Origin of the sequence: Paenibacillus sp. FSL H7-0942, from assembly GCF_045040715.1 — a bacterium.
Classification (GTDB): Bacteria; Bacillota; Bacilli; order Paenibacillales; family Paenibacillaceae; genus Paenibacillus; species Paenibacillus amylolyticus.
The window spans coordinates 5,213,301-5,236,225 of the sequence record NZ_CP150279.1 but is presented as its reverse complement, the minus strand read 5'-3'; the positions used below and the strand labels follow the sequence as shown (position 1 = coordinate 5,236,225).

Annotated in this window: 21 protein-coding genes; 13 read left to right on the top strand and 8 right to left on the bottom strand. The window is 45.7% G+C overall.

Features of this window, described 5'->3' with window-relative positions; genetic code table 11:
- The first annotated feature begins 11 nt into the window (after positions 1 to 11).
- The 3 genes from MHI48_RS23035 to MHI48_RS23025 all read left to right on the top strand — a co-directional run bounded on the left by MHI48_RS23035 (position 12) and on the right by MHI48_RS23025 (position 3,043).
- Positions 12 to 1,049: an ROK family protein gene (locus MHI48_RS23035; protein ID WP_083677502.1), complete on the top strand. Its 1,038-nt coding sequence runs from the start codon at positions 12 to 14 to the stop codon at positions 1,047 to 1,049.
- A gap of 307 nt (positions 1,050 to 1,356) precedes the next feature.
- Complete coding sequence (locus MHI48_RS23030) at positions 1,357 to 2,556, top strand: sugar MFS transporter (RefSeq protein ID WP_076252987.1); 1,200 nt, start codon at positions 1,357 to 1,359, stop codon at positions 2,554 to 2,556.
- A gap of 103 nt (positions 2,557 to 2,659) precedes the next feature.
- The gene (locus MHI48_RS23025) at positions 2,660 to 3,043 is read left to right on the top strand and encodes a hypothetical protein (protein WP_076252841.1); all 384 of its coding nucleotides are present in this window, start codon (positions 2,660 to 2,662) and stop codon (positions 3,041 to 3,043) included.
- 175 nt (positions 3,044 to 3,218) lie between these two features.
- On the opposite strand, the gene MHI48_RS23020 is transcribed toward MHI48_RS23025, so the two are convergent.
- Positions 3,219 to 3,824, bottom strand: coding sequence for a DedA family protein (locus tag MHI48_RS23020; RefSeq protein WP_076329090.1), 606 nt, complete (start codon positions 3,822 to 3,824; stop codon positions 3,219 to 3,221).
- 369 nt (positions 3,825 to 4,193) lie between these two features.
- Between MHI48_RS23020 and MHI48_RS23015 the strand changes: the two genes are divergently transcribed.
- The 6 genes from MHI48_RS23015 (at position 4,194) to MHI48_RS22990 (ending at position 11,118) form a co-directional block, all read left to right on the top strand.
- Entirely contained in the window at positions 4,194 to 4,469 is a 276-nt protein-coding gene (locus tag MHI48_RS23015; protein ID WP_076329089.1) for a hypothetical protein, read from the top strand.
- A 253-nt stretch (positions 4,470 to 4,722) separates the two neighbouring features.
- Positions 4,723 to 5,025, top strand: a complete 303-nt coding sequence (locus MHI48_RS23010) for an AbrB/MazE/SpoVT family DNA-binding domain-containing protein (protein ID WP_083677501.1) — start codon at positions 4,723 to 4,725, stop codon at positions 5,023 to 5,025.
- Entirely contained in the window at positions 5,022 to 5,357 is a 336-nt protein-coding gene (locus tag MHI48_RS23005) for a type II toxin-antitoxin system PemK/MazF family toxin (protein ID WP_076329088.1), read from the top strand. Before MHI48_RS23010 ends, MHI48_RS23005 begins: the two co-directional genes overlap by 4 nt.
- Before the next feature lie 299 nt (positions 5,358 to 5,656).
- Complete coding sequence (locus MHI48_RS23000; protein WP_076329087.1) at positions 5,657 to 8,824, top strand: GNAT family N-acetyltransferase; 3,168 nt, start codon at positions 5,657 to 5,659, stop codon at positions 8,822 to 8,824.
- Positions 8,811 to 9,689, top strand: a complete 879-nt coding sequence (locus tag MHI48_RS22995; RefSeq protein ID WP_076319943.1) for an amidohydrolase family protein — start codon at positions 8,811 to 8,813, stop codon at positions 9,687 to 9,689. The genes MHI48_RS23000 and MHI48_RS22995 overlap by 14 nt, the downstream gene beginning before the upstream one ends.
- A gap of 265 nt (positions 9,690 to 9,954) precedes the next feature.
- Complete coding sequence (locus MHI48_RS22990; RefSeq protein ID WP_036674351.1) at positions 9,955 to 11,118, top strand: iron-containing alcohol dehydrogenase; 1,164 nt, start codon at positions 9,955 to 9,957, stop codon at positions 11,116 to 11,118.
- A gap of 154 nt (positions 11,119 to 11,272) precedes the next feature.
- Here MHI48_RS22990 and MHI48_RS22985 read toward each other — a convergent pair whose 3' ends face one another.
- Positions 11,273 to 11,698 (bottom strand): hypothetical protein, encoded by a 426-nt coding sequence (locus tag MHI48_RS22985; protein WP_036674350.1) that lies wholly within the window; start codon positions 11,696 to 11,698, stop codon positions 11,273 to 11,275.
- A 276-nt stretch (positions 11,699 to 11,974) separates the two neighbouring features.
- Here MHI48_RS22985 and MHI48_RS22980 point away from each other — a divergent pair, with 276 nt between their 5' ends.
- A complete protein-coding gene (locus tag MHI48_RS22980; protein ID WP_179086553.1) occupies positions 11,975 to 14,032 on the top strand; it encodes a methyl-accepting chemotaxis protein in 2,058 nt (685 codons plus the stop codon).
- A 100-nt stretch (positions 14,033 to 14,132) separates the two neighbouring features.
- On the opposite strand, the gene MHI48_RS22975 is transcribed toward MHI48_RS22980, so the two are convergent.
- The 6 genes from MHI48_RS22975 to MHI48_RS22950 all read right to left on the bottom strand — a co-directional run bounded on the left by MHI48_RS22975 (position 14,133) and on the right by MHI48_RS22950 (position 20,743).
- On the bottom strand, positions 14,133 to 14,519 hold the full coding sequence (locus MHI48_RS22975; protein WP_047843941.1) for a RidA family protein: 387 nt from the start codon (positions 14,517 to 14,519) through the stop codon (positions 14,133 to 14,135).
- A 19-nt stretch (positions 14,520 to 14,538) separates the two neighbouring features.
- A complete protein-coding gene (locus MHI48_RS22970; RefSeq protein ID WP_076319944.1) occupies positions 14,539 to 15,915 on the bottom strand; it encodes an amidase in 1,377 nt (458 codons plus the stop codon).
- A 193-nt stretch (positions 15,916 to 16,108) separates the two neighbouring features.
- On the bottom strand, positions 16,109 to 17,140 hold the full coding sequence (locus MHI48_RS22965) for an ABC transporter substrate-binding protein (RefSeq protein ID WP_076319946.1): 1,032 nt from the start codon (positions 17,138 to 17,140) through the stop codon (positions 16,109 to 16,111).
- A 34-nt stretch (positions 17,141 to 17,174) separates the two neighbouring features.
- Positions 17,175 to 18,047, bottom strand: a complete 873-nt coding sequence (locus tag MHI48_RS22960) for an ABC transporter permease (RefSeq protein ID WP_076319947.1) — start codon at positions 18,045 to 18,047, stop codon at positions 17,175 to 17,177.
- Positions 18,047 to 18,823 carry an ABC transporter ATP-binding protein gene (locus MHI48_RS22955; protein ID WP_036617567.1) on the bottom strand — a complete coding sequence of 259 codons (777 nt, stop codon included), beginning with the start codon at positions 18,821 to 18,823 and terminating at the stop codon, positions 18,047 to 18,049. The genes MHI48_RS22960 and MHI48_RS22955 overlap by 1 nt, the downstream gene beginning before the upstream one ends.
- A 240-nt stretch (positions 18,824 to 19,063) precedes the next feature.
- The gene (locus MHI48_RS22950) at positions 19,064 to 20,743 is read right to left on the bottom strand and encodes a PucR family transcriptional regulator (RefSeq protein WP_076329086.1); all 1,680 of its coding nucleotides are present in this window, start codon (positions 20,741 to 20,743) and stop codon (positions 19,064 to 19,066) included.
- A 218-nt stretch (positions 20,744 to 20,961) separates the two neighbouring features.
- Here MHI48_RS22950 and MHI48_RS22945 point away from each other — a divergent pair, with 218 nt between their 5' ends.
- From MHI48_RS22945 to MHI48_RS22935, 3 genes are all read left to right on the top strand, one after another.
- A complete protein-coding gene (locus MHI48_RS22945; RefSeq protein WP_076329085.1) occupies positions 20,962 to 21,438 on the top strand; it encodes a hypothetical protein in 477 nt (158 codons plus the stop codon).
- Between the two features lie 103 nt (positions 21,439 to 21,541).
- The gene (locus MHI48_RS22940) at positions 21,542 to 21,880 is read left to right on the top strand and encodes a hypothetical protein (RefSeq protein WP_076329084.1); all 339 of its coding nucleotides are present in this window, start codon (positions 21,542 to 21,544) and stop codon (positions 21,878 to 21,880) included.
- 124 nt (positions 21,881 to 22,004) lie between these two features.
- On the top strand, positions 22,005 to 22,649 hold the full coding sequence (locus MHI48_RS22935) for a hypothetical protein (RefSeq protein ID WP_076329083.1): 645 nt from the start codon (positions 22,005 to 22,007) through the stop codon (positions 22,647 to 22,649).
- Positions 22,650 to 22,925 lie beyond the last annotated feature (276 nt).

Below are 22,925 nucleotides of genomic sequence, written 5' to 3'. Positions count from 1 at the left end.
TATAACTAACCATGTTACCTACATCACACAACACCCAACAGGTGAAGCGCATTAATGTCGAACTGGTGAAGAACACGCTCCGATCCATGGGAGTAGGCACGAAGGCTTCGATTGCGAACCTGACCAAACTCAGCGTGGCGACATGCGGCACGATCCTGAATGAGTTGCTTCAGACGGGTGAGATTATCGATCTGGGTCCAGACGAATCGAGCGGGGGAAGACCAGCGAGTCGGTACCAGTTTAATGCTGACTACGCGAGTGTGCTCTGTCTGATTATTCGAACGGAGGGTGGCATTCACTCGATTACACATACATATGCCAATCTGAACGGAGAGATGGCGGACGAACAGACACTCTTTTTGGATGAGATTAATGTCCCGGTGGTAGAGGATCTAATTGCAAACCTGATCGAACAACACCACAATGTGCAGGCGATTGGTATCGGCATACCTGGGGTGGCGCTCAACGGCGTTATTGGCATTTGCGATGTACCGGAGCTGATGTATCAGCCACTCGGGCCAAGGCTCAAGGAGCAATATGAAGACGTGGAAGTGGTCATTGGCAACGACATGAACCTGACCGTTTACGGTCTGTACAACCAGCAGCAATTTGAGGAAGAGAAGAACTTTGCGGTGGTGACTTTTCCGGAGAACCATTTTCCGGGTGCAGGTTTTATCATTGATGGTCGTCCGCTGACAGGGAATACGCAATTTGGGGGCGAGGTGTCCTTTTTACCTTTTGGCGTGTCACGAGAAGAGCAACTGCGCATGTTGAAAACGACAGAGGGTTTGCAGGAGCTCATCGTACAGACGCTTGTATCCATCATCGCGATCATTAACCCCGCTACGATTGTAGTCACTGGGGATACGACGGACCCTGCTATGAGGGATGACCTGATGCAAGGTTGTCTGGATCGAATGATTCCACTGGAGCATATGCCGGAGTTGATCATCCAAAGAGACACTCGTCGCGAATATGTCACGGGGCTGGTCGCGGTGACCCTGGAGAGCCTGACCTACCGTATTCAGGTAATTGAGAAGCAATGGTAAAGGAAAAAGGAGCTTTTACGAGTATTCTATTTTTAGGAATAAAGCTTAACCATGTTTCCTATTTCAAATGTACAAATCATTGACACGATAACGTAGAGGGCAGAACCAATCTGAAGAACGCCTTTATCACTGTATTTTCACCTTTAGGAACAAATCAAAAAAATACAGGGATAACAGCGGTCGGAAGATGGTACTGCAATCGTAGTTATAACGTGCAATCATTTTCCTGAACACACTGGAGGAACTTATTTTGAATCAGCAAGCTGGTACACAAGGGAACAAACGAAAGTTCAACAAGCTCTACGCTATGCAACTGGCAACGATCTTTCTGGGATTTATCGTATTCGGGATATCGGAAAATATTAAGGGGCCGGCCATTCCGCGCATTCAATTCGACTTCAATCTGGATGAGAAACAGCTCGGGACGTTATTGTCCCTGAATGCATTGGGGTACCTGATCGCGTGCTCTTTCACGGCTATTCTGGTTCGCAAATGGGGCATCAAGGCGGTTAGCATCATATCGTTTGCATCGATGATCCTCTCGGGTGTGTTCATTTATGTGTCTCATACCTATCCACTCTTTGCTTCATCGTACTTCTTCATGTACATCGGTAACGGCATGCTGGAGATTGCTTTGGCGATTCTGGGTGCACGGATTTTTGTGAAAAACACAGGTACGATGATGAACTTGTCCCATTTCTTCTATGGGCTGAGTTCAACGGTGGCGCCTTTGCTGGCGACGGGTGTCATGTCCTTGAAAGTGTTTGGTCACGAACTGGACTGGCGCGGCATGTATCTGGTGATGTTATCACTCTGTCTGCTGCCGATCATTGCGGCGCTGCGCAGCAAATTTCCGGGGGATGATCTTCCTCATGAAGATCGGACTTCACTGAGGACGTTAACACGTGATCCTGCCCTTTGGCTGATGGTGCTCATTCTTTCTTTTGGCGTGGTATCGGAGCTGGCGGTTGGAGGTTGGCTGGTTAATTTCCTGGAAAAAGCCTACACGTGGGACACGGTCAAAGCTTCCGGGTTATTATCTGCGTTCTTCCTCACGTTCTCGCTGGGACGACTGCTGCTTGGACCATTGACGGACCGGATCGGATTTGTATTGTCACTGATTATGTTCTCAGCTTTCTCGGGAGTATGTACGTTCGTGGCGCTTGCAGGGGGAGAGCGACTTGCGATTTTCTTTGCGATATCTGGCGCGGGAATAGCGATGATCTATCCAACAGTTATGGCGTTTATCGCACGCAGATATCCGAATGGCAGTGACACCGCGATTACATTCACGGTTACCTTGATGGGGGTTGGTAGTGTTATCGGTAACTATGTGATTGGCTGGGTGATTGAAGGTGTGAAGAATCTGTACGGTTCAACGACTCAGTTGGGACTGCTGCGCGGACTTCAAGCGGGATATGGATTCATCGGTTTATGTGCGGTGATCTGTGCGGCATCTGGCGTAGTGTTGTATGTGTATTTGAAAAGACGACAGGAACTGATTTAAATACTTATAAACCAAAGCAATAAATAATTTTTAATGGCTCTTTTCTCACTTAAACATTAGAGTGGGAAAAGAGTTTTTTTATGAACAAGGAAGGAAATGCAAAATGAAAAGGATAGTATTATTGTTTTTAATTTGTTTATGTCCCCTTATCATTGTAGCTTGTAATCAAAAAAACAATGACGATGTTGTGGCAGAGATAGAATATCATAAGGAAGGAAATGTAATCAAAATCACTCAAAGAGACACTGTTAATCAAATTCTAAATATTTTAGAATCTGCTCAAAAGAACAAGAAGGTTATTGATGTAGGGAAAACAGACGAAAAAATAGTTGTTAATTACAGTAGCAATGATATCAAAATTTTTGATCTATACATCGATTTTGATAAGAGTGTCGGTATGGTCGTAATGGAATCTGACAGTAATTATGCTTATGAGCTATCAAGTCAGTCTATAAAAGACTTAAAAACAATTCTAAAAGGGACTTAAAATAGAAATTAATTTTTCTATCAGTATCTTATTAGTTAGATAGTCATTAAACCGATAAAACCCCACTGATCCTTAGGATCGAGTGGGGTCTTACATATAATCAGATGAATTTTAGCATACGACTTATTTCAAAAAAAACATCAATCTGCGCATCTCTTTTCCTTACTTAACAAACCTATGACTTGTTCAAAGCCGTTCTTCTTTTCCAACGTTTCAAAAGCACGTACAATCCAAAGGCGCCTAAGAAAACCAAAGCTGCCGGAACGATATAAGGCTTAACAATTTCATCCACATGCTCCCATTGAGAGCCTAATTTGAAGCCTAAGTAAATGTACAATGATGTGATCGGAAGCATGGCCAAGAATGTAAAGATACTGAATTTAAACACATTCATCTTCGCCATACCACAAGGGATGGAGATCACGGTCCGAATGCCGGGTACAAAACGTCCATAGAAAGCTACCCCGCTGCCATATTTCTCGAAGAACTTATCGGAAGCGTCCAGATGGTGGGGGCGAATCAAGAAATACTTGCCGAATTTTTCGACCATCGGTCTGCCACCGTATCGTCCCAGGGCATATAACGTCAGAGGTCCAAACGTACCACCTACGGTACCAGCCAGAATAGCCAGCCACAGCTTCATATCCCCAAGATACACCCAATATCCCGCCATGGGCAGTACAAGTTCAGCGGGTACGAATTCAAACGATAAGGCAATGACCAGACCTGAGTATGACAAATCTTTAAAAAAGAGTATAAATTGCGTGATCCATTCTGTCATGCTTTCCCTCCATGAATCTATCTTTTTTATATATAAAAGAAACACTCCTATACAAAGAGTAACAATAGCGAATAGAGCTTGTCAAAGTTCACATGAAAGTCCATTTCAGGACACACTGCGGCAATATGTTTACCCGTACATAAGGCATGGATTCATTGACACTTCATACAGAAGTGGATACCAGGCAATGATATAATCATCTGAAAATGCTTCCAATTATAGTATGATAAGACTATCACTAGCTTCTTCACCATCCTGTACATAAAGAGAAGGAGATCAGAACATGACCGAAACTTCGATTATCGACCAGATCCATATTATTGAATACGCCCCCTCTTACGCTGCTGTGCGCAAGACCGTGGAGGCCGGATGGCCGACGGGAGTTGTGGTTTTGATTTCTTTGACTATACGTGGAAAAAGGGAGATGTCTCCCTGCGGGCTGAATTTGAAAAGTCGGGTCGCGGGCTGACTGCCCTCGAAACACCGGATTACGAAATCTCTACAGAGGTCGATGATCAAGATCTGGTTTTCGGTTCCAGCTATAAGGTTCGCTATCGCATTAAGAACACTTCTGCGTCCGAACTGGCAGTCGAGATCAAGGCACATTATACAAGGGTAAGCTACCGAGGGACTATAGCTCCATAAAACAGGGGCAGTCTGGACTTCATTTTTTCGTCTAAGGCTTACAGCTGTTTTTCATTGTTGGGGATGATCTGACTGTGAAACCTCGTTTCGACCAAATGAGGTTTTTTTATATGCTTATTTTGCTTTATACCAATGGTATATCTATTCATAATCATAGGCTGTACAATCATTATTTTATGGTTGTATACAATGTATCCTTTTATTGTTTTATGTATATCATATAGATATACAACTGTAAGGAGGTGAGGTATAATTGGAGCATCAATCAAACGAAAGGCGTGGGATTGCCATGACTACAGCCACACTTAGCAAATGGGGAAATAGCAGTGCAATTCGCATTCCTAACCAATTGCTTAAGCGTCTTAATCTGGAAGAAGGCTCGGAAATCGAGATTTTGGTGACAGAAGATAATGAATTGTTGTTGCGTCCAAAAACCAAGCCTGTAGAGTCCAATGAGGAACTACGTAGCCATCTAAAGACTTTGCTCTCTAAAGTGAAACAGGATACAAGACATGAAGAAATAGACTTTGGTACTGAAGGGAACGAGTTACTTTGATTATTCCCAAACGAGGCGATCTGATATGGCTTGACTTTGATCCTCAAGAGGGTCACGAGCAAACCGGGAGACGACCGGCTATTGTTCTATCGGAACTTGAATTCAATGAAATAACGGGTTTTGCCGTTGTATGTCCCATAACGAGCCAAGCCAAGGATTATCCTTTTGAAGTTACACTACCAGAAGAGCTGCCATTTTCAGGTGTTGTTTTGACGGATCAGTTGAAGAGTCTTGATGTGCGGCAACGACGTATCCAAATTGCGGGGCATGCCGAACCAACCTCTGAATTTATGAAATCAGTTCTACGCAATGTCCGTTCTATATTGGCATAATTGAAAATTAGTAGCTGATCATATTCCTAAATCCACGTCTAACTAAAAGACGTGGATTTTTTCTTTCATGCCTAAATAGATTCGTCCATCCTTGACGCTTCTAACAAGAGCTTCCGAAAGGCACATATAAGTTGGAAAGAAAGATTTTTAATTCTCTGAAAATGCTTCCATTTATAGTATGATAAGACTATCGCTAGCTTCTTCAAACATGGCCTGTATTATCTCTGCGGCTATCGGGCAAAGGCCATATCGAAAGTTCACAAAGACCATCCTATAGATAAAGATAAGGAGATCAGAACATGACTATAACTTCGATTATTGATCAAATCCATATTATTGAATACGATCCCTCTTACGCTGCCGCACTCGCGGATATGTGGAACCGTAGTAATGAAAGCTGGGGTGGCGGCACCAACCTTAGAACAGAGGAAACAGTTCGCCGGGAGATGGAGAGTTCGTCCAATCTTTATGCATTTCTAGCTGTTCATGAGAAAGAGGTTGTTGGCTTCTGTAGTTTTGCTCATTACCGCTATGACGAGAGAGCGCTATATGTACCGCTGCTTAACGTGCGCCCCGACTATCACGGTTATAAGGTTGGACGCAACCTGATCCTGAATGCTGTGCGCAAGACCGTGGAGGCTGGATGGCCCCGCCTGGATCTGTTCACATGGGCAGGAAATACAAAGGCTGTACCGATGTACAAAAAATGTGGATTCTTCTGGGAGAAAAAAGACGATAATGTGCATCTGATGAATTTCATCCCTACCATTTTGCAGACCGAAGCACTTGCTCCTTATTTCGAGGAGTTGGATTGGTATGCAGACAGCACCCGTGAACTTGTCACCGAGCCAGATGGCCGACGGGAACGTGGTTTTGATTTCTTTGACTACACGTGGAAAAAGGGAGATGTCTCCCTGCGGGCTGAATTTGAAAAGTCGGGTCGCGGGCTGACTGCCCTCGAAACACCAGATTACGAAATCTCAACAGAAGTCGATGATCATGATCTGGTATTCGGTTCCAGCTATAAGGTTCGCTATCGCATTAAGAACAATTCTGCGTCCGAACTGGCGGTTGAGATCAAGGGTGAGGATAACAAAAACATTCGATTTGCGCTGGACATTGCACAAGCAGTCGCTCCGGGAGAAACCATCATCGTGGAAGGTCAGTTTCACCTTGATCCAATTACAGAGGAACAGAATAACAATAAGACTCATCCCGTGGTTGTCAGCACATGGTTGATTGGCGGTAAGAAAGCGGAGTTCAGGTTAGGTATTGCCCCGAAATTCCCGGCCAAGATCAAGACCATCTTGCCTGTGAAGGAACTCTATCCAGGCATCCCGGCGGAGTTGGTTCTGAACGTGGAAAATAATGTGGATGCCGAAACGGAGTTCAGCTTGGACCTGCCAGAGGATGAATTCCTGGAATGGGCGGAGCGTTCGGTGCGCTTTACGGTGCCTGCCAAAGGTAAGATGTCTGTGCCAGTGCCTTTCACCTTGCGTTCATATGGTCTCTATTCCCAAGAAGTAGAAGTGACGGCTGTCCCAGTGGGGAACCATGCGATCTCTTTTACAAGCAAACTTTCTGTACTGATGAAGGGAATCGAAGGGAAATATGGCGGGCAGATTGAGGATCAATGGGTGGCTGTTAACGGCGCATTCTCGCTCCATATGAACAAGCAAGATAATAACATGTGGATTGAATACCCGGGCTCCCGTCATTCGTTCTGGTGGACTTATCCGAAGCTGGGTAAGCCGTTTGCCGAAGAGTTATCCAAGAAACAAGCAAAAGAAGTGAATATTTATCCCGAAGGGGAACGTCAGGTTCTTGAAGCACTGTATGACTCGGAGGATTTCCCTGGCTTGCAGATCAAGTCTGTGGTCAAGCTGTCTGCGAATGGAGTTGCCGAATTTCACCACGAAGTCGAAAATACAAGAGATACTGCCTGGGAAGAGGACCTGTATCTAATGAATAACTTTGGGTTCTATGGTAGCAGGTTAATCCTTCCTTACCAAGGTCGTTTTGTGGATATGGGGGATTCTTACGCTGGCGATCCGAGCCATTGGAATAGCTCACAGATTACGGAGAACTGGCTGTTCTGCAAAGAAGAGTATGGTGCCAGCGGTATCTATTGGGACCCTTCTCTGAAGCTGCTTCGCCCGGAATACACGCTGGGGTTTCAGCATGACCTTGGCCGTATTCCCGCAGGAGCCGTTGTGCGGACCAAGGCAACTGTATATGCCCTGAACACGTTTGCCAAATGGTCGGATTTCCGTGCGTTTGCACGGAAGCAGCGTAACCCTGTCATTCCGTTGCTGGACAGCCATCTGGATCTGACACTGAGTGAGGGGAATCCATTTGCCCCGGACGTGCTGCAAGCAACGTTGACTGAACACAAACTGGTTCCGCTTGCGGGCAAGCTGGAGCTGTATGTGCAGGAGGGTGGCAAACCGGAGGTTATGGCCAATGCTAAGGAATTCAATCCGGAGCAGAACCTAAACTCCGCCAAGCTGACATTTTCACCAGACGAAGCGGACCGAGACCAGCACGTGAGTGGTTGGAAAGTTCGTGGGCTATACCGGGGCGAAGATCGGATTCAGGAGCGAACTGCCCTTTGGTTCCCGCAGAGCGGAACAGAGGTGAAGCAGAAGATTGAAGAAGGTTCTGCTGGACCTTTGTACACTGTAGACAATGGAGTGTTGTCGATCGCTGTTGCTCCTGTATTCGGGAGTGTAGTACATTCCCTGCAATATGCAGGAGAAGAATGGCTGGATAGCTCGTACCCTGAACCGGCTCCACGCTCGTGGTGGAATCCGTGGTATGGCGGGCTGGGTGTCGGGGTTCCAGGCATGAATGGTTTCAGCCGCCAGTTGGAACAAAGAGCCGCTTCCTGGACAGAGCAGAAGGATCAATACGGCAACGTCTGGAAGGGTATAAAGCTGACTACCCGGATTGAGAAGCATGAAGCGAATCGTGGGATCACGATCCACCAGCATTATCTGATGCTGCCGGGTGTCCCTGTACTCTGCACGCTACTTGCCGTGACAAACGAAAGCGGCCTGACGCTGACGGATTACTCGCTTGCGGAGGAACGTTTCCTCCGGCCTTCATCTGTCTTTGCGGAAGGTTGGATAGAACAACCGGGTAAAGATCGATTCCCGCTAGGCAAGGTGGATTTGGGCCTTCCACTTGAAGACCTTTTGCGAGTAGGATCGGTTTCGCGTGAAAACATGCTGCATGCGGTACATCGTTACCCGAATCAGAGTGCATGGGGGTTTGCCAATAATCAGGTGACGGGTCTGAATGTTCATCATCATCTGACACTCCAGCAGGGGGAGACGGTCTGGACGGAGCCGACGTATCTGGTTCTGGGACCAATCCCGCTAAGTTCACCGGATGTGCAGGACCTTCTCAAACTTAATTTTGCAACTTCTACCGATGAAAAGGAGGCTTCACATGCCGATCATTGATATTCATATTCACCTGTCGGACATCGACAGCTTTCACCGAACAGCGATTGATCTGTCTAAAGTGGATTACTCTGCCGCTGGTCTTAAAGCGGAGTTTGATAAAAACGACGTCATTATGGGTATCGGAATGGGGGTTACGGAGCAGACGAAGGGAGCGTTCCCGGATTCCAGTTCCCCTAACCCGATGGGACTTGATCTGGAAGAGAAGGTTCCCTCATTCCTAATGGAATGCGTGGGGATCAATCCCAATGCGCTAGACGGTAAAAACGCTCAGGACGAACTGGACCGGATTGAAGCGAGACTGCAATCCCCTGAGGTAGCCGGAATCAAACTCTATGCTGGATACTATCATCACTATGTGTACGACAAAATCTATACCCCGGTCTATGAACTCGCAGCCAAGTATAACTTGCCTGTGGTGATTCATACGGGTGACACGTACTCCATGAATGGGTTGCTCAAATATTCGCATCCGTTGACGGTGGATGAATTAGCCTTGCAACAGCGCGGTGTGAACTTCATGATCTGTCATCTGGGTGATCCTTGGGTGATGGATGCAGCTGAAGTGGTGGCGAAGAATCCTAATGTGTATGCGGATTTGTCTGGTCTTGTGGTGGGGGATCGGCCCCATTTTGAACGGTTCATGAACGAGCCTTTGTTCATGGATCATTTCCGCCGGGCCTTGGTCTATTCGGATCATTACGAGAAAATGCTGTTTGGCACCGACTGGCCGCTTGCGCCCATCGATCTGTATGCCGAATTTGTCCGTCGACTTGTACCGGAACAGCATCATGATAAAGTCTTCTATGAGAATGCCTTCGGGCTGTTTCCGCGTATTGGACAGCGGATTGCCGATCTGGGGTAGAACCTAAGTACCGAATTATTAATATCTGAGGGGATGTAGACCATGCATGTTATGGAAGCATGCGATGGTTATATTGAATCCCTGTGATGTAAGCTCCTGCCACTTTGCTGGCAGGAGCTTTTTTTGTTCAGGAAAACAGTGTTTAGCCATGACAGACTCCATACTCATCTATTATCTCCTTCTTGCCTGTATTTGTTTTTACGAATAAAGAGAACTATAATGGTGGATGCACAAAATTTCAGATTTCTTTGGAGGAACATACGTTATGAGATCTTTTCAGTTTTATAATCCGACCCGGCTGATTTTTGGCAAAGGGCAACTTCAAGCACTACAAACCGAAGTTCCAAAATACGGAAAGCGTATTTTGCTTGTATATGGTGGTGGAAGCATCAAACGTAGCGGGCTGTACGATCAGGTAATCAGCCAGTTGAATGAGATCGGAGCAGAGGTTACGGAACTGGCTGGTGTAGAACCGAACCCGCGTCTGTCTACGGTTCATAAGGGTGTAGAACTATGCAGAACACATAACATTGATCTGGTTCTTGCGGTTGGCGGCGGCAGTGTACTTGACTGCGGGAAAGCCATCGCAGTAGGAGCCAAATACGATGGAGACATGTGGGATGTTGTTGTGCGCGAAGCAACCCCAGAAGGCGGCCTTCCACTGGGTACAATTCTAACGATGGCAGCGACAGGCTCCGAGATGAACAACGGTTCAGTAATAACCAATCAGGACACGCAGGAAAAATGGGCATGGTTCAGCGAGTATTCTTTCCCGGCGTTCTCCATTCTTGATCCGGAGTACACATACACCGTACCACTGGATCAGACTGTATACGGCATGGTGGACATGATGTCTCATGTGTTTGAACATTATTTCCATCTGGATACGAATACACCAGTTCAGCTTGGATTCTGTGAGACGATTCTTCGTACCGTCATTGATACGGCCCCTCGTCTGATTAAAGATCCAGAAAACTATGAACTGCGCGAAACCATTCTCTACTGCGGAACAATGGCGCTTAACGATGTCCTGAATATGGGTCTTGCCGGAGATTGGGCTTCTCACAATATAGAACATGCCGTTTCGGCTGTGTACGACATTCCGCATGGGGGTGGCCTTGCAATCCTCTTCCCACACTGGATGAAGCATAATCTGGATGTGGATGTAGATCGATTCAAACGTATGGCCATTAATGTATTTGATATTAATCCTACTGGAAAGTCGGACAAACAAGTTGCTGAAGAAGGCATTGAAGCGCTGCGTACATTCTGGACTTCGATTGGTGCCCCTAGCCGTCTGGCGGACTATGACATCGACGACAGTCAGATTGATGTAATGGCTGATAAAGCTATGCGATTTGGTCCGTTCGGATTCTTCAAAAATTTGCAGCGTGAAGATGTAGTACAAATTTATCAAGCTGCACTGTAATTGTAAATCTCACAATCACTTTGTATAATGAGTCACATTAAACAAGGACCTTCCTTTAATACTAAGGAACGTCCTTGTTTTTTTATTATGACATCATATCTTATGCGCTCCACCGTTTATCTGGACTTCAATATCATGTGATCCCCTTTTCGAATTAATTCTTCGGTTCAACTACGGCTTCATTGACGGGGGTATCCTTTCGTTTCAGATACAACTTGCTTGGACGATGCAAGAGCACGATAAGCAGGGCAAAGAGATGAATCAGGGTGAACAGGTTACTCTCATTTGGAATGGAAACGAATAGCGCCAGACTCAGAAACGTCACGGTGAGCTTGAACTTTCTTTTGGTGATGAATATAACAGCGAGCAGGCTGGGACCGATGATAAACAACATTCTGGCTAAGATTACGCCAGAGGCGTAAGCCAGATCATCTCCTTTACGTAAGAAACCCAGATAGGCCTCCATGTTCTGGTTGAAGTCAATGAGGAACACGATAAAGGACACAATCACGTAGATCAGTTTCACACTCAATAAAATACGCACGACATTTAATAGCGTAGGTAATGCTGTTTTTGCCATATCACTTCTCCTATTCGACATTTAATAAAGTAGGCATTTTCGGATTCAATGCGTTGTCCCTCTTCCTGCACGATATGTATTTCATATATTATACGATGTTGATGTCATATTTTGTATTAACCCAAAGTCTTCATTTTCCAATCGTTTGCAGTGGCCTTTGACCTAGTATAACTGGCGAAACAGCTTACAGATTATTTGATATCGACCGATATAAAGTAGATACATAGAATTTGGACTTCATAATGATGAAAATGAAAATGGATGGTGAATGTAATCATGGTATTTAGCAAGGCAAGAGAACGCATGCGCAACATGTCGTTCAGAGTCAAACTGCCACTTATGATCAGTCTGCTGGTGTGTATCGTACTGGCGGTAACTGCAGTAGTATCCTACACTGTAGCGGCTGTAATCACACTCGACAAAAGCAAAGATGAGATTAAAGCAACCTCGGACCGGGTGGGGGCAGGTTTGTATGCTTCACTAAGTTTGGAAGAACAATCCACCTTTTTGATCACAACACATCGGACCTTCCAGGATCTGCTGGAGATTCGGAATACGGATGGACAGGAAGGGGAGAATTTTTTCTCGGAAAACAATGAACTGCTGGATAAGGCAAGTGGTATTCTCGCAGACAGTCTGGCAGGTATGGAAGGTAACAACAGTCTGATTTTGTTGGATCGGAATGGCATTATTATTGCAGCGAATGATCCGGCAGTTATCAAGGCAGAACGCGGAGATCGGGCATATTTTCAAGAAGCAATTCAGGGTAAAAACGTGATTAGTGAAGGGATTGTAGCCAAGTCCTCAGGACAACTAGGTACGGCTTTTGCCATGCCAATCTACAATGAGAATCAAGAAGTACAGGGAGTGCTCGTATCTGCAGCATCCACCTCGTTCTTCGTTAATCAGCTACAAAATATCAATATTAATGATGAGGGAAAAGTGATCATTCTGGACCGTGTAGGTACGGTCATCTACGATTCAGCGGATGAGAAGTTGGCAGGCCAGAAGATGGAGTCCGGCGAATACCAATCATTGGTAGATCTTGCTCCTGGCGCTGAACTACAGCAAGGGGATATTAGCACAGATGAGAAAGTGGCATATTACTCCAAAATTCCAAGATCGGACTGGACCGTCGTTGTTGAAGATAAACTGAGTGATGTGCAGAAACCTTTGCGTGCGATGGCAAAACAGATGTATATTGTTCTGTTTAGTGCTATTGCGATTTCCGTCGTAGCGGGTATTCTGATCTCTTTGCTGGTAACCAGACCAATTACAAGACTAACTGTGTTGTTCAGACAGCTTGCAGGCGGCGATCTGACGGTGCAGGCTCAAGGTAAATATAGCGGAGAATTCAAACAATTGGTGGACAGCTTCAATACCATGGCAGCAGGCAATAAACAGCTGATCTCCAGCATGAACCATTCCATCGGCATCCTGAAAACAAGTACATCCGAGCTGGAACAGTCCACTCAGCAAACTTCGACCACGATTGCCGAAACAACGACAACAGCATTTGAGATCTCACGAGCGATGGAGTCCCAGGCGAACGATACGGAAGCCATTGTGGACAAATTCATGAATGTTGGTAACAAGATTGCCAACGTGAATGGAATGTCACAGGCAGTGAAGTTCAAGGCAGATGAAATTACGGATGCATTCAAAAATAATCATGAAGTTATTGATGCACTCATTGCGGTGAACGGGCAGAACGAGATTGAAGTTGGCAACATCTCCAAAATTACAGTGCAACTCGCCGAAAGCTCCTCGGGCATTCACCAGATTACAGGTACGATTGCCGAAATCGCAAATCAGACGAAATTACTTGCGTTGAATGCTTCGATCGAGGCGGCGAGAGCTGGTGATCAGGGACGTGGCTTCGCAGTCGTTGCTTCTGAGATCCGCAAGCTGGCAGAGCAGACGACAGCTCAATCGGAGGATATCAACCGAATTGTAATGCAGACCATTGATCACGTGGAGCAGAATAACCGAAGTGTTCAGGCTATTGAAGCGATTGCGGAACAGCATAAGAGCAGCGTTAGCCAGACCAAGGAGACATTCAATTTTGTCACCGAGAATATGAATGAGATGATGAGCCAGGTTCAAGCTATTGCCACAGAGATCGAATCCATTGAACGTGATAAGGATGACGTCATTGGGGCGGCACAGAACTTGTCTGCTTCCGGTGAAGAGGTGTCGGCTTCTGTTGAGGAAGTCACAGCAACAATGCAGGAACAGTCCGGCATGACGGAACATTTGACGGATATGGTGCAGAGAATTGATGAACTGACCAAACAACTGGCCGAGGAATCATCTCGCTTCAAAACAAAATAGGAATACGAAAGGAAACCCGTTTCTCAAAAGAGAACCGGGTTTCTAGAACAAAAAGAGCACCTGTACCCATCTATGGCTACAGGTGCTCTTTGGTGATGTGTTACTCTCCTCGAATGGAAGGCGCATACGCCAGCACTTCCATTTCAATTAAATAAGGGCCTAAACCGCTGAATACGGTAATACGGGCGGGATAGGGTTGTTTAATCATTCGCGCATACACTTCGTTGTATTCGGGTTGATCCTCGACTCGGGCCAGATGAGTGGTTACCTTCACAATATGATCGAGTGTAAGTCCGGCTTCTTGCAGGATCACCTCAATATTACGAATGCACTGCTCCGTCTGCTCCTTAATGCCGCCAATGGGCTCAAGCGTCTGTGGATCGACACCTACCTGACCTGCGACGTAGAGGAAATCTCCTGCGCGGACAGCATGGGAGAAAGGAAGCGGGAACTTGGGTGCTGCACTTGCATGTATGATGGTAGACATCGTAGCGGTCATTCCTTTCCTAATGAATGTGTATGATTGGTGTTAACTGATGCCAGTTCGTAGCCTGCTGATAATGATGAGCGATGGACAACAGGCGGTCTTCTCGCATGAGTGGACCAGCAAGCTGCATGCCGATAGGTAATTGCTTCCCTGAGGTGGTATCAAACCCGATGGGTACGGTGATGGACGGTAGACCCGTATTGGTGAACGGTCCGTTAAAAATCGGGCTCCCCGTCTTGTAGCCGTATGGGGCCACATAGGGTGTTGATGGAGTCAATAACACATCCACTTCATCGAAAAGCATCATCATCTCGCTCCGGAATATCGTTCGGATGCGTTGTGCCTGCAAATAATCAACGGCACTCGTCTGGTAACCGAGTTCAAGCTGCTCCCGCATCGTGTGGCCGTAACGATCAGAGGCTTCCGCGAAGCGTTCCTGATGGAAGGCGGCAGCTTCTGCCCGCATAACCGTACGATGAGCAGCAATGGTCTCTTCCATATAAGAGGGCAGGTCAACTTTCTTCCATTGCATGCCCAGCCTCTCAAGTACAGCGATTGCTGACTCCACTGCTAACAAGATCGCCGGTTCATCGGTTTGGAAGAAGCTGCTCGGTAGCCCGACCATCATTTCTGAAATAGGATGCTCAAGAGCATTTGTTAAATCTGGCTTGCCATGAGGGAGCGTGAAGGGGTCCAGCTCATCTTGTCCGACCATTGTTTCCAGAACGATTGCGTTATCTTGTGCCGATCGAGTGAATGCGCCAATATGATCCAGGCTCCAACTGGCTGTGATGACACCATTACGGCTAACTCTGCCGTAAGTGGGTTTCATACAGGTTAATCCGTTGTAAGCTGCGGGTCTAAGCAGAGATCCAAAGGTCTGTGTCCCGAGTGTGAAGGAAGCCATGCCAGCCGCTACTGCAGCGGCAGAGCCGGAGCTGGAACCGCCTGGGGTATGTTCTAAATTCCATGGGTTGCGGGTTGGCGGTTCTCCTCCCTGAAAGGCGTATTCCGTCGTTGTTGTCTTGCCGAGCAGGATAGCACCTGCAGCTTGCAACTTATTAATTACAGTTGCATTCGTTCCAGGTACGAAGTCTGGAAAGGTACTTGATCCAGCCGAGGTGCGTATGCCAGCGGTATGGATGATGTCTTTGGCTCCATAGGGAATGCCATGCAGAGGACCGAGATATTCGCCATTCATCAGTTTTTGTTCAGACTCTCTTGCGGCCTGCAAAGCCTGTTCGGCGGTGACCGTAACAAAGGCTTGCACAGCAGGCTCTACTTTCTCAATGCGATTCAAATAGGATTTTGTAAGCTCGACAGGAGATATCAACTTATTTTTAATCAGTGTTGCGGCTTCAGCAATCGTCAGCTCGTTAAGTGGTTTCGTAATCATCGCAGAGGCACGCTCCTATGCGGGGGATTGGGCCCTACTTCTTCTGGCAACTTGAAGTTTCGAATCAGCTCCAAGTCTGTTGTAAATAGGGCAAGCTCCTCGCTTGTAATAACTCCGTCCGCATATTTGGTGCTTTCTGTACGGCGGTGTGTGAGATATTCGTCCTGGTTCAGAGTAATCACCCTTTCTCTCTCTATTTGGTGGTGAAGCTTGAATCGATAATCTCCTCGTAAGCGAGGTCTTCCTTCAGATTGCCGATGAAGCGTTGCATATCGATTGCGGTCTCGAAAGCTGATTCATTGATGAGTCCTTCCGCAGGATATACCTTGCTGTCGATCATGCGTTGTACCGCTTGCTCCACGACGTTTTTGTCCAGATTCGGAAATTCCTTCACGGCAACTGCTTTTGCGCCTTCAGGATTCGATTGAATGTAGTCCAGGGCTTGCTCAATAGAGGTGACAAAGCGCTGGGTGAGATCAGGATTCTTTTCAATGAAGCTTGCAGTTGTATTCATGGTTGCAAAGGCAAAGTCAGGATAATCCTTCGTAAAATCATGGACAATATGCAGTCCCTCAGCAATGCCTTGATCCAGCTGCGGCTCGTAAACGATGGCAATGTCGGCTTTGCCGGCTAATACAGCACCAAGCTCGGAGCCATTCTGAACCTCAGTGATCGTCACATCCTTGTCGATATCGATGTTATTGTCAGCGAATAGTTTCCGCAGTAAGCTGTTCGAGCTTGTAGGTGCCAAGCCCACAACGATGGTTTTACCTTTGAAATCCGCTGTCGAGTTCACGGTTACTCCTTCTCGCGCAACTGCCCATACTGGAGCACTGCCGGATAGAAGGACCAGTGAGCGAGTATCTCCGCCCTTTGCATTAGCAAATGCGACATGCTCAGGACCGTGGAAGGAGAATGCAGACTCGCCTGAGATCACCGAAGACAATGCTGTTGGGCCACTTCCGGCAGCACGGATGGAAGATAGCTCAATGCGATTCTCCTCTAGAAAACCTTGGTTGTTCGCTACATACAAGGGAAGGTAGAGCAGGTTGTGATACACCTCGGAGACCATAATTTTGTCTACCTGCGTATTTGCTTGCCCCCCGCTATCAGATGCACCTGCGCCACTCGCAGGAGTTGTGGCATTGCTGCCGCATGCACTGAGCAGTGAAGTCAATATAACCGTCATGGTTGCTAGAAAAGCTATCTTTTTGAATGTACGCATTAGTCATCAGTCCCCTTTAATCGTTGTAGGTCAGCTATACAGATGTGGATTTGCTGCTGGTCTTGTTGTCATTCCATGGAAGGAGACGGGATTCAATATAACCGACACAGGTGTAGAGGAGCATGGCGACCAGCATAAGCATGAACACGCCGACCCATACGGCCGGAAGGTTGAACAGGTTACCTTCGACGAATACCATGTGTCCAAGTCCTTTATCTGAAGAGATGAATTCTCCACCTACGACAGACACCAATGCCAAACCGATATTGATCCGGAAGGCTGAGATGATCCATGGCAGAGAGGAAGGAACGATAATTTTGCGGAAAATTTGTGATTTCTTTGCACCGAAGGATTTCATCAGATTAATCTGGGATTCGTCGATTTGATGCGTCGCTTGGTAGGCGGATAATAGCGCTACGATAAATGTTGCTACGGAGGCCAGAGCAATCTTGGAGAAGATGCCTGAACCAAACCAGATGATAATCATAGGAGCTAGGGCAATCTTCGGGATGCCGTTCATGGCTACAATGAATGGATCGAGCACACGGGCAACGGACTTGGAATACCACATGAGCAGTCCTGCCAATGAGCCGATTAAGCTTCCGACTACGAATCCGATAACGGTGGCATTCACCGTCGCGAACGCGTCTGTAAGCAGTTGCCCTGAGCTAGCCATGGTGATGGCGGCATCAAGAATGGCGCTTGGCGATCCCATGAGGAATCCGTTAACCAGCTCCAAACGAACAGCGGATTCCCAGATCACCAGGATGACCGCTACAATAATGAACCGCCACAGCATCGTCATCAGCCATTCTTTGGAGAAGGTGGACTGTCTGCGTTTGCTCTTGCTCTTCGTAACTCCAGCAGGCTTTCCGGCAAGGGTAACTTCAGGTGATGTGCTCTTCATTAGCTGATCCTCCCCATTTGGATATCAAGCTCTGACCAGATCGATTCAAAATACTGCTTGAACTTCTGGTCAGAGCGGGCTTTCAGTGCTGAGCCATATTGCGAGGCGAGACCAATGTCATACACCTGTTTCACGGTTGTTGGTCGTTTACTCATAACGGCAATACGGTCGGAGATGGCGATGGCCTCCTCAATGTCATGCGTGATCAGAACGCCTGTCTTGCCCTCGGATTTGAGAATGGATAAGATTTCATCTTCCAGAATGAGTCTGGTTTGATAATCAAGTGCGGAGAAGGGTTCATCCAGTAATATAATATCGGGCTGGGTAACGAGGGTACGAATGAGGGCTACACGTTGGCGCATACCACCTGATAGTGTGGAGGGATAGGCTTCTGCGAATGAGGCCAGGCCATAACGATCCAGATAATCCATGGCAATATCGCCGCGATCCTTTTTGGACATGCCCTTCACTTCCAAGCCTAACGTGACATTATCCAGGATGCTTCTCCAAGGAAGCAGCAGATCCTTCTGCATCATATAGCCGACATGCCCGGTGGTCTGATCGATCTCTTCGCCACAGACAATAACCTTGCCATTTGTTGGCTTAAGCAGACCTGCGATAATATTGAAAATCGTACTTTTGCCACACCCGCTCGGTCCCACGATACTGAAGAACTCCTGTTTCTTGATTTGCATTGAAACCTCAGCCAGGACCTGAATATCTTCTCCAGTTGCACTGACAAATGATTTGGATACGCCTTGTATCTGTATAGCCATGATAGGTAGCCCCTTTCCTACAGCCTGATGGTAGTTCGTTTCTTGATGTAATTGATGTTAATTAACATGACATTAATGAATATATTCCTAATCATATAGACTGTTTGCATCATTGTCATTAGTTACTCTGAACATAAAAATAGAATTAAATCAGTTAAAATGCACAAATGAAGATTGAACGTGAATTGAATATGAAAAGAAAACAAAAGAACGTGTCATTATACATGACATGTTCTCGATTTAAGACGTATGATTAGCTTCACTAGGAGCTGGATTAACATTCAAAAGGGACTCAAGTGCGAAGGCAAGTCGGAAGCGAAGGCTCTCCATTGGGTCCTTAATGTTCCTGCCGGTTAGTTTCTCGCATTTCTCCAACCTATAGATCACTGTATTGCGATGAACAAAGAGCTCTTTCGCTGTATCGACGATCTGGCAATGATTCTCATAGAAGGAGGACAAGGTTTTCATCAGTTCGCTGCGCTCGTTTGGATCTCGGTCGTTGAAGGGCTTAAAGGTTTCTTGATGGAACTGCAGCATCTCATCGTGGGGAATCATGCGCAGCAGACGGCTTATATCCATGGTTTGATAGGAATGAGCGAAGCGGGTCTTTCGCATCTGATAACCGGATTGGAGCGCCTTGACTGCTTCTTTATAGGAGAGTCCAATATCCAATACATTGGTGTAGGAATTACCTATGCCGAAGGATAGGCTGAGCTGCGACTCTGTATACAGCTTGCTCGCCATCCGCTCAAGCTGCTGAACAACGGTGTGTTCGTCCCAAGACGATTCAGCCAAAAAAACGAGTATGCCGAACTGGTCGTTCTTAGTGAACATGACAAAGGAGAGATCCAATCTGGCGAATTCCTGTTTAATCAGCTCATAATTAGCGTCTCGTTCCGAGATGAACCGCTCTTCCCCGGAGGAAGTAGAGTTCTGTTTAGGTATGCCCGCTAAGGATTCATCTTTTTTGGCGATGATCAGAACTGAACTTCCTTTGGCTTGCAGCCCATATTTTTTGCCGCGATGCAGCGCTTCTTGTTCCGAACGAATGAAGCCTTGAATGAGATCGGAGAAATATTCATTTTTGTAACGGCGGGAACGTTCCTTGACGGCTTGTTTCTTGGTTAACTCCAGACCGATCACATTGACGGCTTGCTCCAGTGCCAGAGTGGAGAGTTTAGAGGTTGCGGAACTGTCATATAGTGCGATCAAATAGCCCTCGTGCCGATCCGTGAAGATGGGATGAAGCTCGGCGTGTCGATATTTATCAGCAGTAAGCAGGCAGATCGAGATTGCGGTATGGAAGGAAGAATGCTCATCTATAAATGTCAGTATGGGCGCGGCAAGGGACTGGTGATCCATCTGTTGTGCATAATGGGAGCTTGCCGTAATCTGCTTCTTCGAACCAAGCAGAAGTACAGGTGAGGATAGCAACTGAGACAACGTATCTACGATGGATGGTATGCCTTTTCCCTGCATCACCATCGTGGAAAATTGCTTGTGAATAGACAAGGCGTAGTGGAGCTCATGGGTTTTGTTCTGAAGGATGGCACTGATCGAATGTTGAAATATCTCACCGAGTGTATTGTCTATCTCAGACAGCTCGATGATCGGGAAGCCCAACCTGTCGGCTGTTTCAAGCAGTTGCGGAGATAATTCAAGAGAGAAACGCTGTGTCTTGACAGCAAGCGCCGCACAACCAATTGCATGCATGTCTGTAATGAATGCAAGATGAGCATCGGGACGATCTTTTAGGATATAACCGTTTGTCAGCAGCATATCTCCCGACTTCAGGAATTGTACAATATCTGGTGCGTCCATAATATTAATCGATTGCACCAAGCGATCAAGGCCACGATGTCCGGCAATAACCTTTGCTTTGGAGAGAATGGGGATAGTCAATAACTGTTGCAGATCCATCTTCAACCCACTCGCTTTCATAATGATATGTTATAAAATCTAACATTAAGTGAGGTGGGCGTAAAGAAGAGTTTGGATAAAGAGGCTAAAAGATAGATGTAAACATATTTCTCATAAATATAAAAACTTTCCAATAATTCAATGCGTTATACTAAATAGATCTAAAGAAAATTTGATCACTATTACCAACTCTATCACTAAAAAGGAGTTCTCAATCCATGAAACGAAAAGGATTAGTATCGCTTTTACTTGCCAGTGTTGTTGCTGGTTCTATTTTAGTAGCATCGACTACTACTGCGGAAAGAGTCGTAGCCCAAACTCCCATGGAAGCAGCAACGGAGTACTTTCAGGCTTACATTGCTAGGGATGTTGAAGGAATGATGTTCTATTCTAAAGATACCAATTATTTGGATGAGAAAAGTCGTGAAGAAGGATATGTGAAGGATTTTAAAACCAATCCAACTACAGGATATGAAATTGTGGAAAGCAAACAAATCAACACGGATGAAGTTCAATTTTATGTAGTTCAAAAGTATGCAGGACAAGACTACGAACAGTCACCACCACTCCCGTATAAAATTTTCGAAAGCGAAAATGGATGGAAGGTTTTAGTAGAGCCACTAGAAATCAATACATTGACAGGTGAAGTCACTAAAGGTACACCGATTCACGCTTTGCAGTATACAGATCATTAGTTGTTGTATCTGGTATCTACTAAAACAAAGGCCCAGTTGAACTTGAAGGCAAAGAATTTATGAATGCACACACATTATAGAAACGATTGAGGGGTGATCTCCAATGAAAAAATTCTTTATCAGTACGGCATTTATAATGACTGTTTCGGCAGTGACTGCTTTGAGTATTTATGCGAGTAATTATTATGATGATGCTAAAGCGGATAATCCAAACTATCCGGATTTTGGTCCTGCAGTAAAATTATCAGAAGAGGAAATTAATAGAGCTCTAGAAAATGTCAGTAGTATAACGACATCTTTTGGAACATTTAATAGGGTAACCGAGAAAGATGCCTTCATTTCCGAGAAGGAAACGGTGGATAACTTAGATCATTTAACTGCTGATACCAAACAGATTTTTTCTCACGGTAATTACTTTGTAAAAAGCGATTCCGAGGAATAAATTTATCAGAAATTAAGCTCGGAAAGGCGGTGTGGCAATGCCAGCGACCTGGACATTTAGTGCAAACAAGAATAGACGTGCTCCCTTTTGAGAAATAATCTTAGACAAGGGGGATATTTGTATAATGAAAATTTCAGACCGACTATTAAGACAATATTTAGATCACGTTTATTGGATATGTGGAGGCCCTTGTGGCGGCAAAAGCACGATGACAAAGTTACTTTCTTCAAAATGGGATATGAATTATTATTCCTCAGATGACCACACTTTCGATTATCAAAAAAAGGCTAATCCGCAGGATCATCCAGCAATTTTACGACACTTCATTGATTGGGAATGGTTCTTTTTAGGGCGTGGGAACGATAGAAGTCACTGGTTAAATTCAGTGTTTGATGAAAGCGTTGAGTTTATTATTTTGGATTTGTTACAGATGGGGAAAGAGAAGCCAATCGTAGTAGATACTTTTATGGAACCTGCTTATCTAAGGGAGATTGTTAACCCCAACCGCGTTGTTTATATGTTTGCAGAAGATGACCTAATTCGAGCGGAGTATCTGGATCGAGATCATCTGAGAGGCATGGAGGATGTGTTCCCTAATTTATCAGATCCACAACGTGCACGGGACGAAACATTAAACACGGTGGTTCGAGCATCGAATCATTACCTGCAACAAGCAGAGCAGTATCAATTAAAATGGTTTATGAGAACATCTCAGTCCAATAAAGATCAGATGTTATTGGAAGTTGAAAAGCATTTCGGTTTTCGATGATACTGAAGTGTTAATTATATCAGTCGTCATTTTGTTAGACTAGAGGAATACGATGGCTCAATAAACCTCAGACAGCAGTCGATAAAGCGTGAAACTCACCCTTCTTCTATTATATTGTAATATTGGCATTTCTCTGAATTGCGTGGATTGAAAATAACTAAATTGTTATCAATACAGAAGCTTGGATTACGTCTAGGGGAAGCTTTTGGAAATAAAGCTTTTGCCTTGATGATCGGCCTGACTGGTAAAGCTCATTTGTCTCTTCGACGAGACAGA

Coding starts and splice junctions, on each gene's coding strand:
- MHI48_RS23035 (WP_083677502.1), top strand. CDS start 12: ATGTTACCTACATCACACAACACCCAACAGGTGAAGCGCATTAATGTC.
- MHI48_RS23030 (WP_076252987.1), top strand. CDS start 1,357: ATGCAACTGGCAACGATCTTTCTGGGATTTATCGTATTCGGGATATCG.
- MHI48_RS23015 (WP_076329089.1), top strand. CDS start 4,194: ATGGCCGACGGGAGTTGTGGTTTTGATTTCTTTGACTATACGTGGAAA.
- MHI48_RS22935 (WP_076329083.1), top strand. CDS start 22,005: ATGAAAATTTCAGACCGACTATTAAGACAATATTTAGATCACGTTTAT.
- MHI48_RS22985 (WP_036674350.1), bottom strand. CDS start 11,698: ATGGCAAAAACAGCATTACCTACGCTATTAAATGTCGTGCGTATTTTA.
- MHI48_RS23025 (WP_076252841.1), top strand. CDS start 2,660: ATGAAAAGGATAGTATTATTGTTTTTAATTTGTTTATGTCCCCTTATC.
- MHI48_RS22940 (WP_076329084.1), top strand. CDS start 21,542: ATGAAAAAATTCTTTATCAGTACGGCATTTATAATGACTGTTTCGGCA.
- MHI48_RS22945 (WP_076329085.1), top strand. CDS start 20,962: ATGAAACGAAAAGGATTAGTATCGCTTTTACTTGCCAGTGTTGTTGCT.
- MHI48_RS22950 (WP_076329086.1), bottom strand. CDS start 20,743: ATGGATCTGCAACAGTTATTGACTATCCCCATTCTCTCCAAAGCAAAG.
- MHI48_RS22980 (WP_179086553.1), top strand. CDS start 11,975: ATGGTATTTAGCAAGGCAAGAGAACGCATGCGCAACATGTCGTTCAGA.
- MHI48_RS22955 (WP_036617567.1), bottom strand. CDS start 18,823: ATGGCTATACAGATACAAGGCGTATCCAAATCATTTGTCAGTGCAACT.
- MHI48_RS22995 (WP_076319943.1), top strand. CDS start 8,811: ATGCCGATCATTGATATTCATATTCACCTGTCGGACATCGACAGCTTT.
- MHI48_RS22975 (WP_047843941.1), bottom strand. CDS start 14,519: ATGTCTACCATCATACATGCAAGTGCAGCACCCAAGTTCCCGCTTCCT.
- MHI48_RS23020 (WP_076329090.1), bottom strand. CDS start 3,824: ATGACAGAATGGATCACGCAATTTATACTCTTTTTTAAAGATTTGTCA.
- MHI48_RS22960 (WP_076319947.1), bottom strand. CDS start 18,047: ATGAAGAGCACATCACCTGAAGTTACCCTTGCCGGAAAGCCTGCTGGA.
- MHI48_RS23000 (WP_076329087.1), top strand. CDS start 5,657: ATGACTATAACTTCGATTATTGATCAAATCCATATTATTGAATACGAT.
- MHI48_RS22970 (WP_076319944.1), bottom strand. CDS start 15,915: ATGATTACGAAACCACTTAACGAGCTGACGATTGCTGAAGCCGCAACA.
- MHI48_RS22965 (WP_076319946.1), bottom strand. CDS start 17,140: ATGCGTACATTCAAAAAGATAGCTTTTCTAGCAACCATGACGGTTATA.
- MHI48_RS22990 (WP_036674351.1), top strand. CDS start 9,955: ATGAGATCTTTTCAGTTTTATAATCCGACCCGGCTGATTTTTGGCAAA.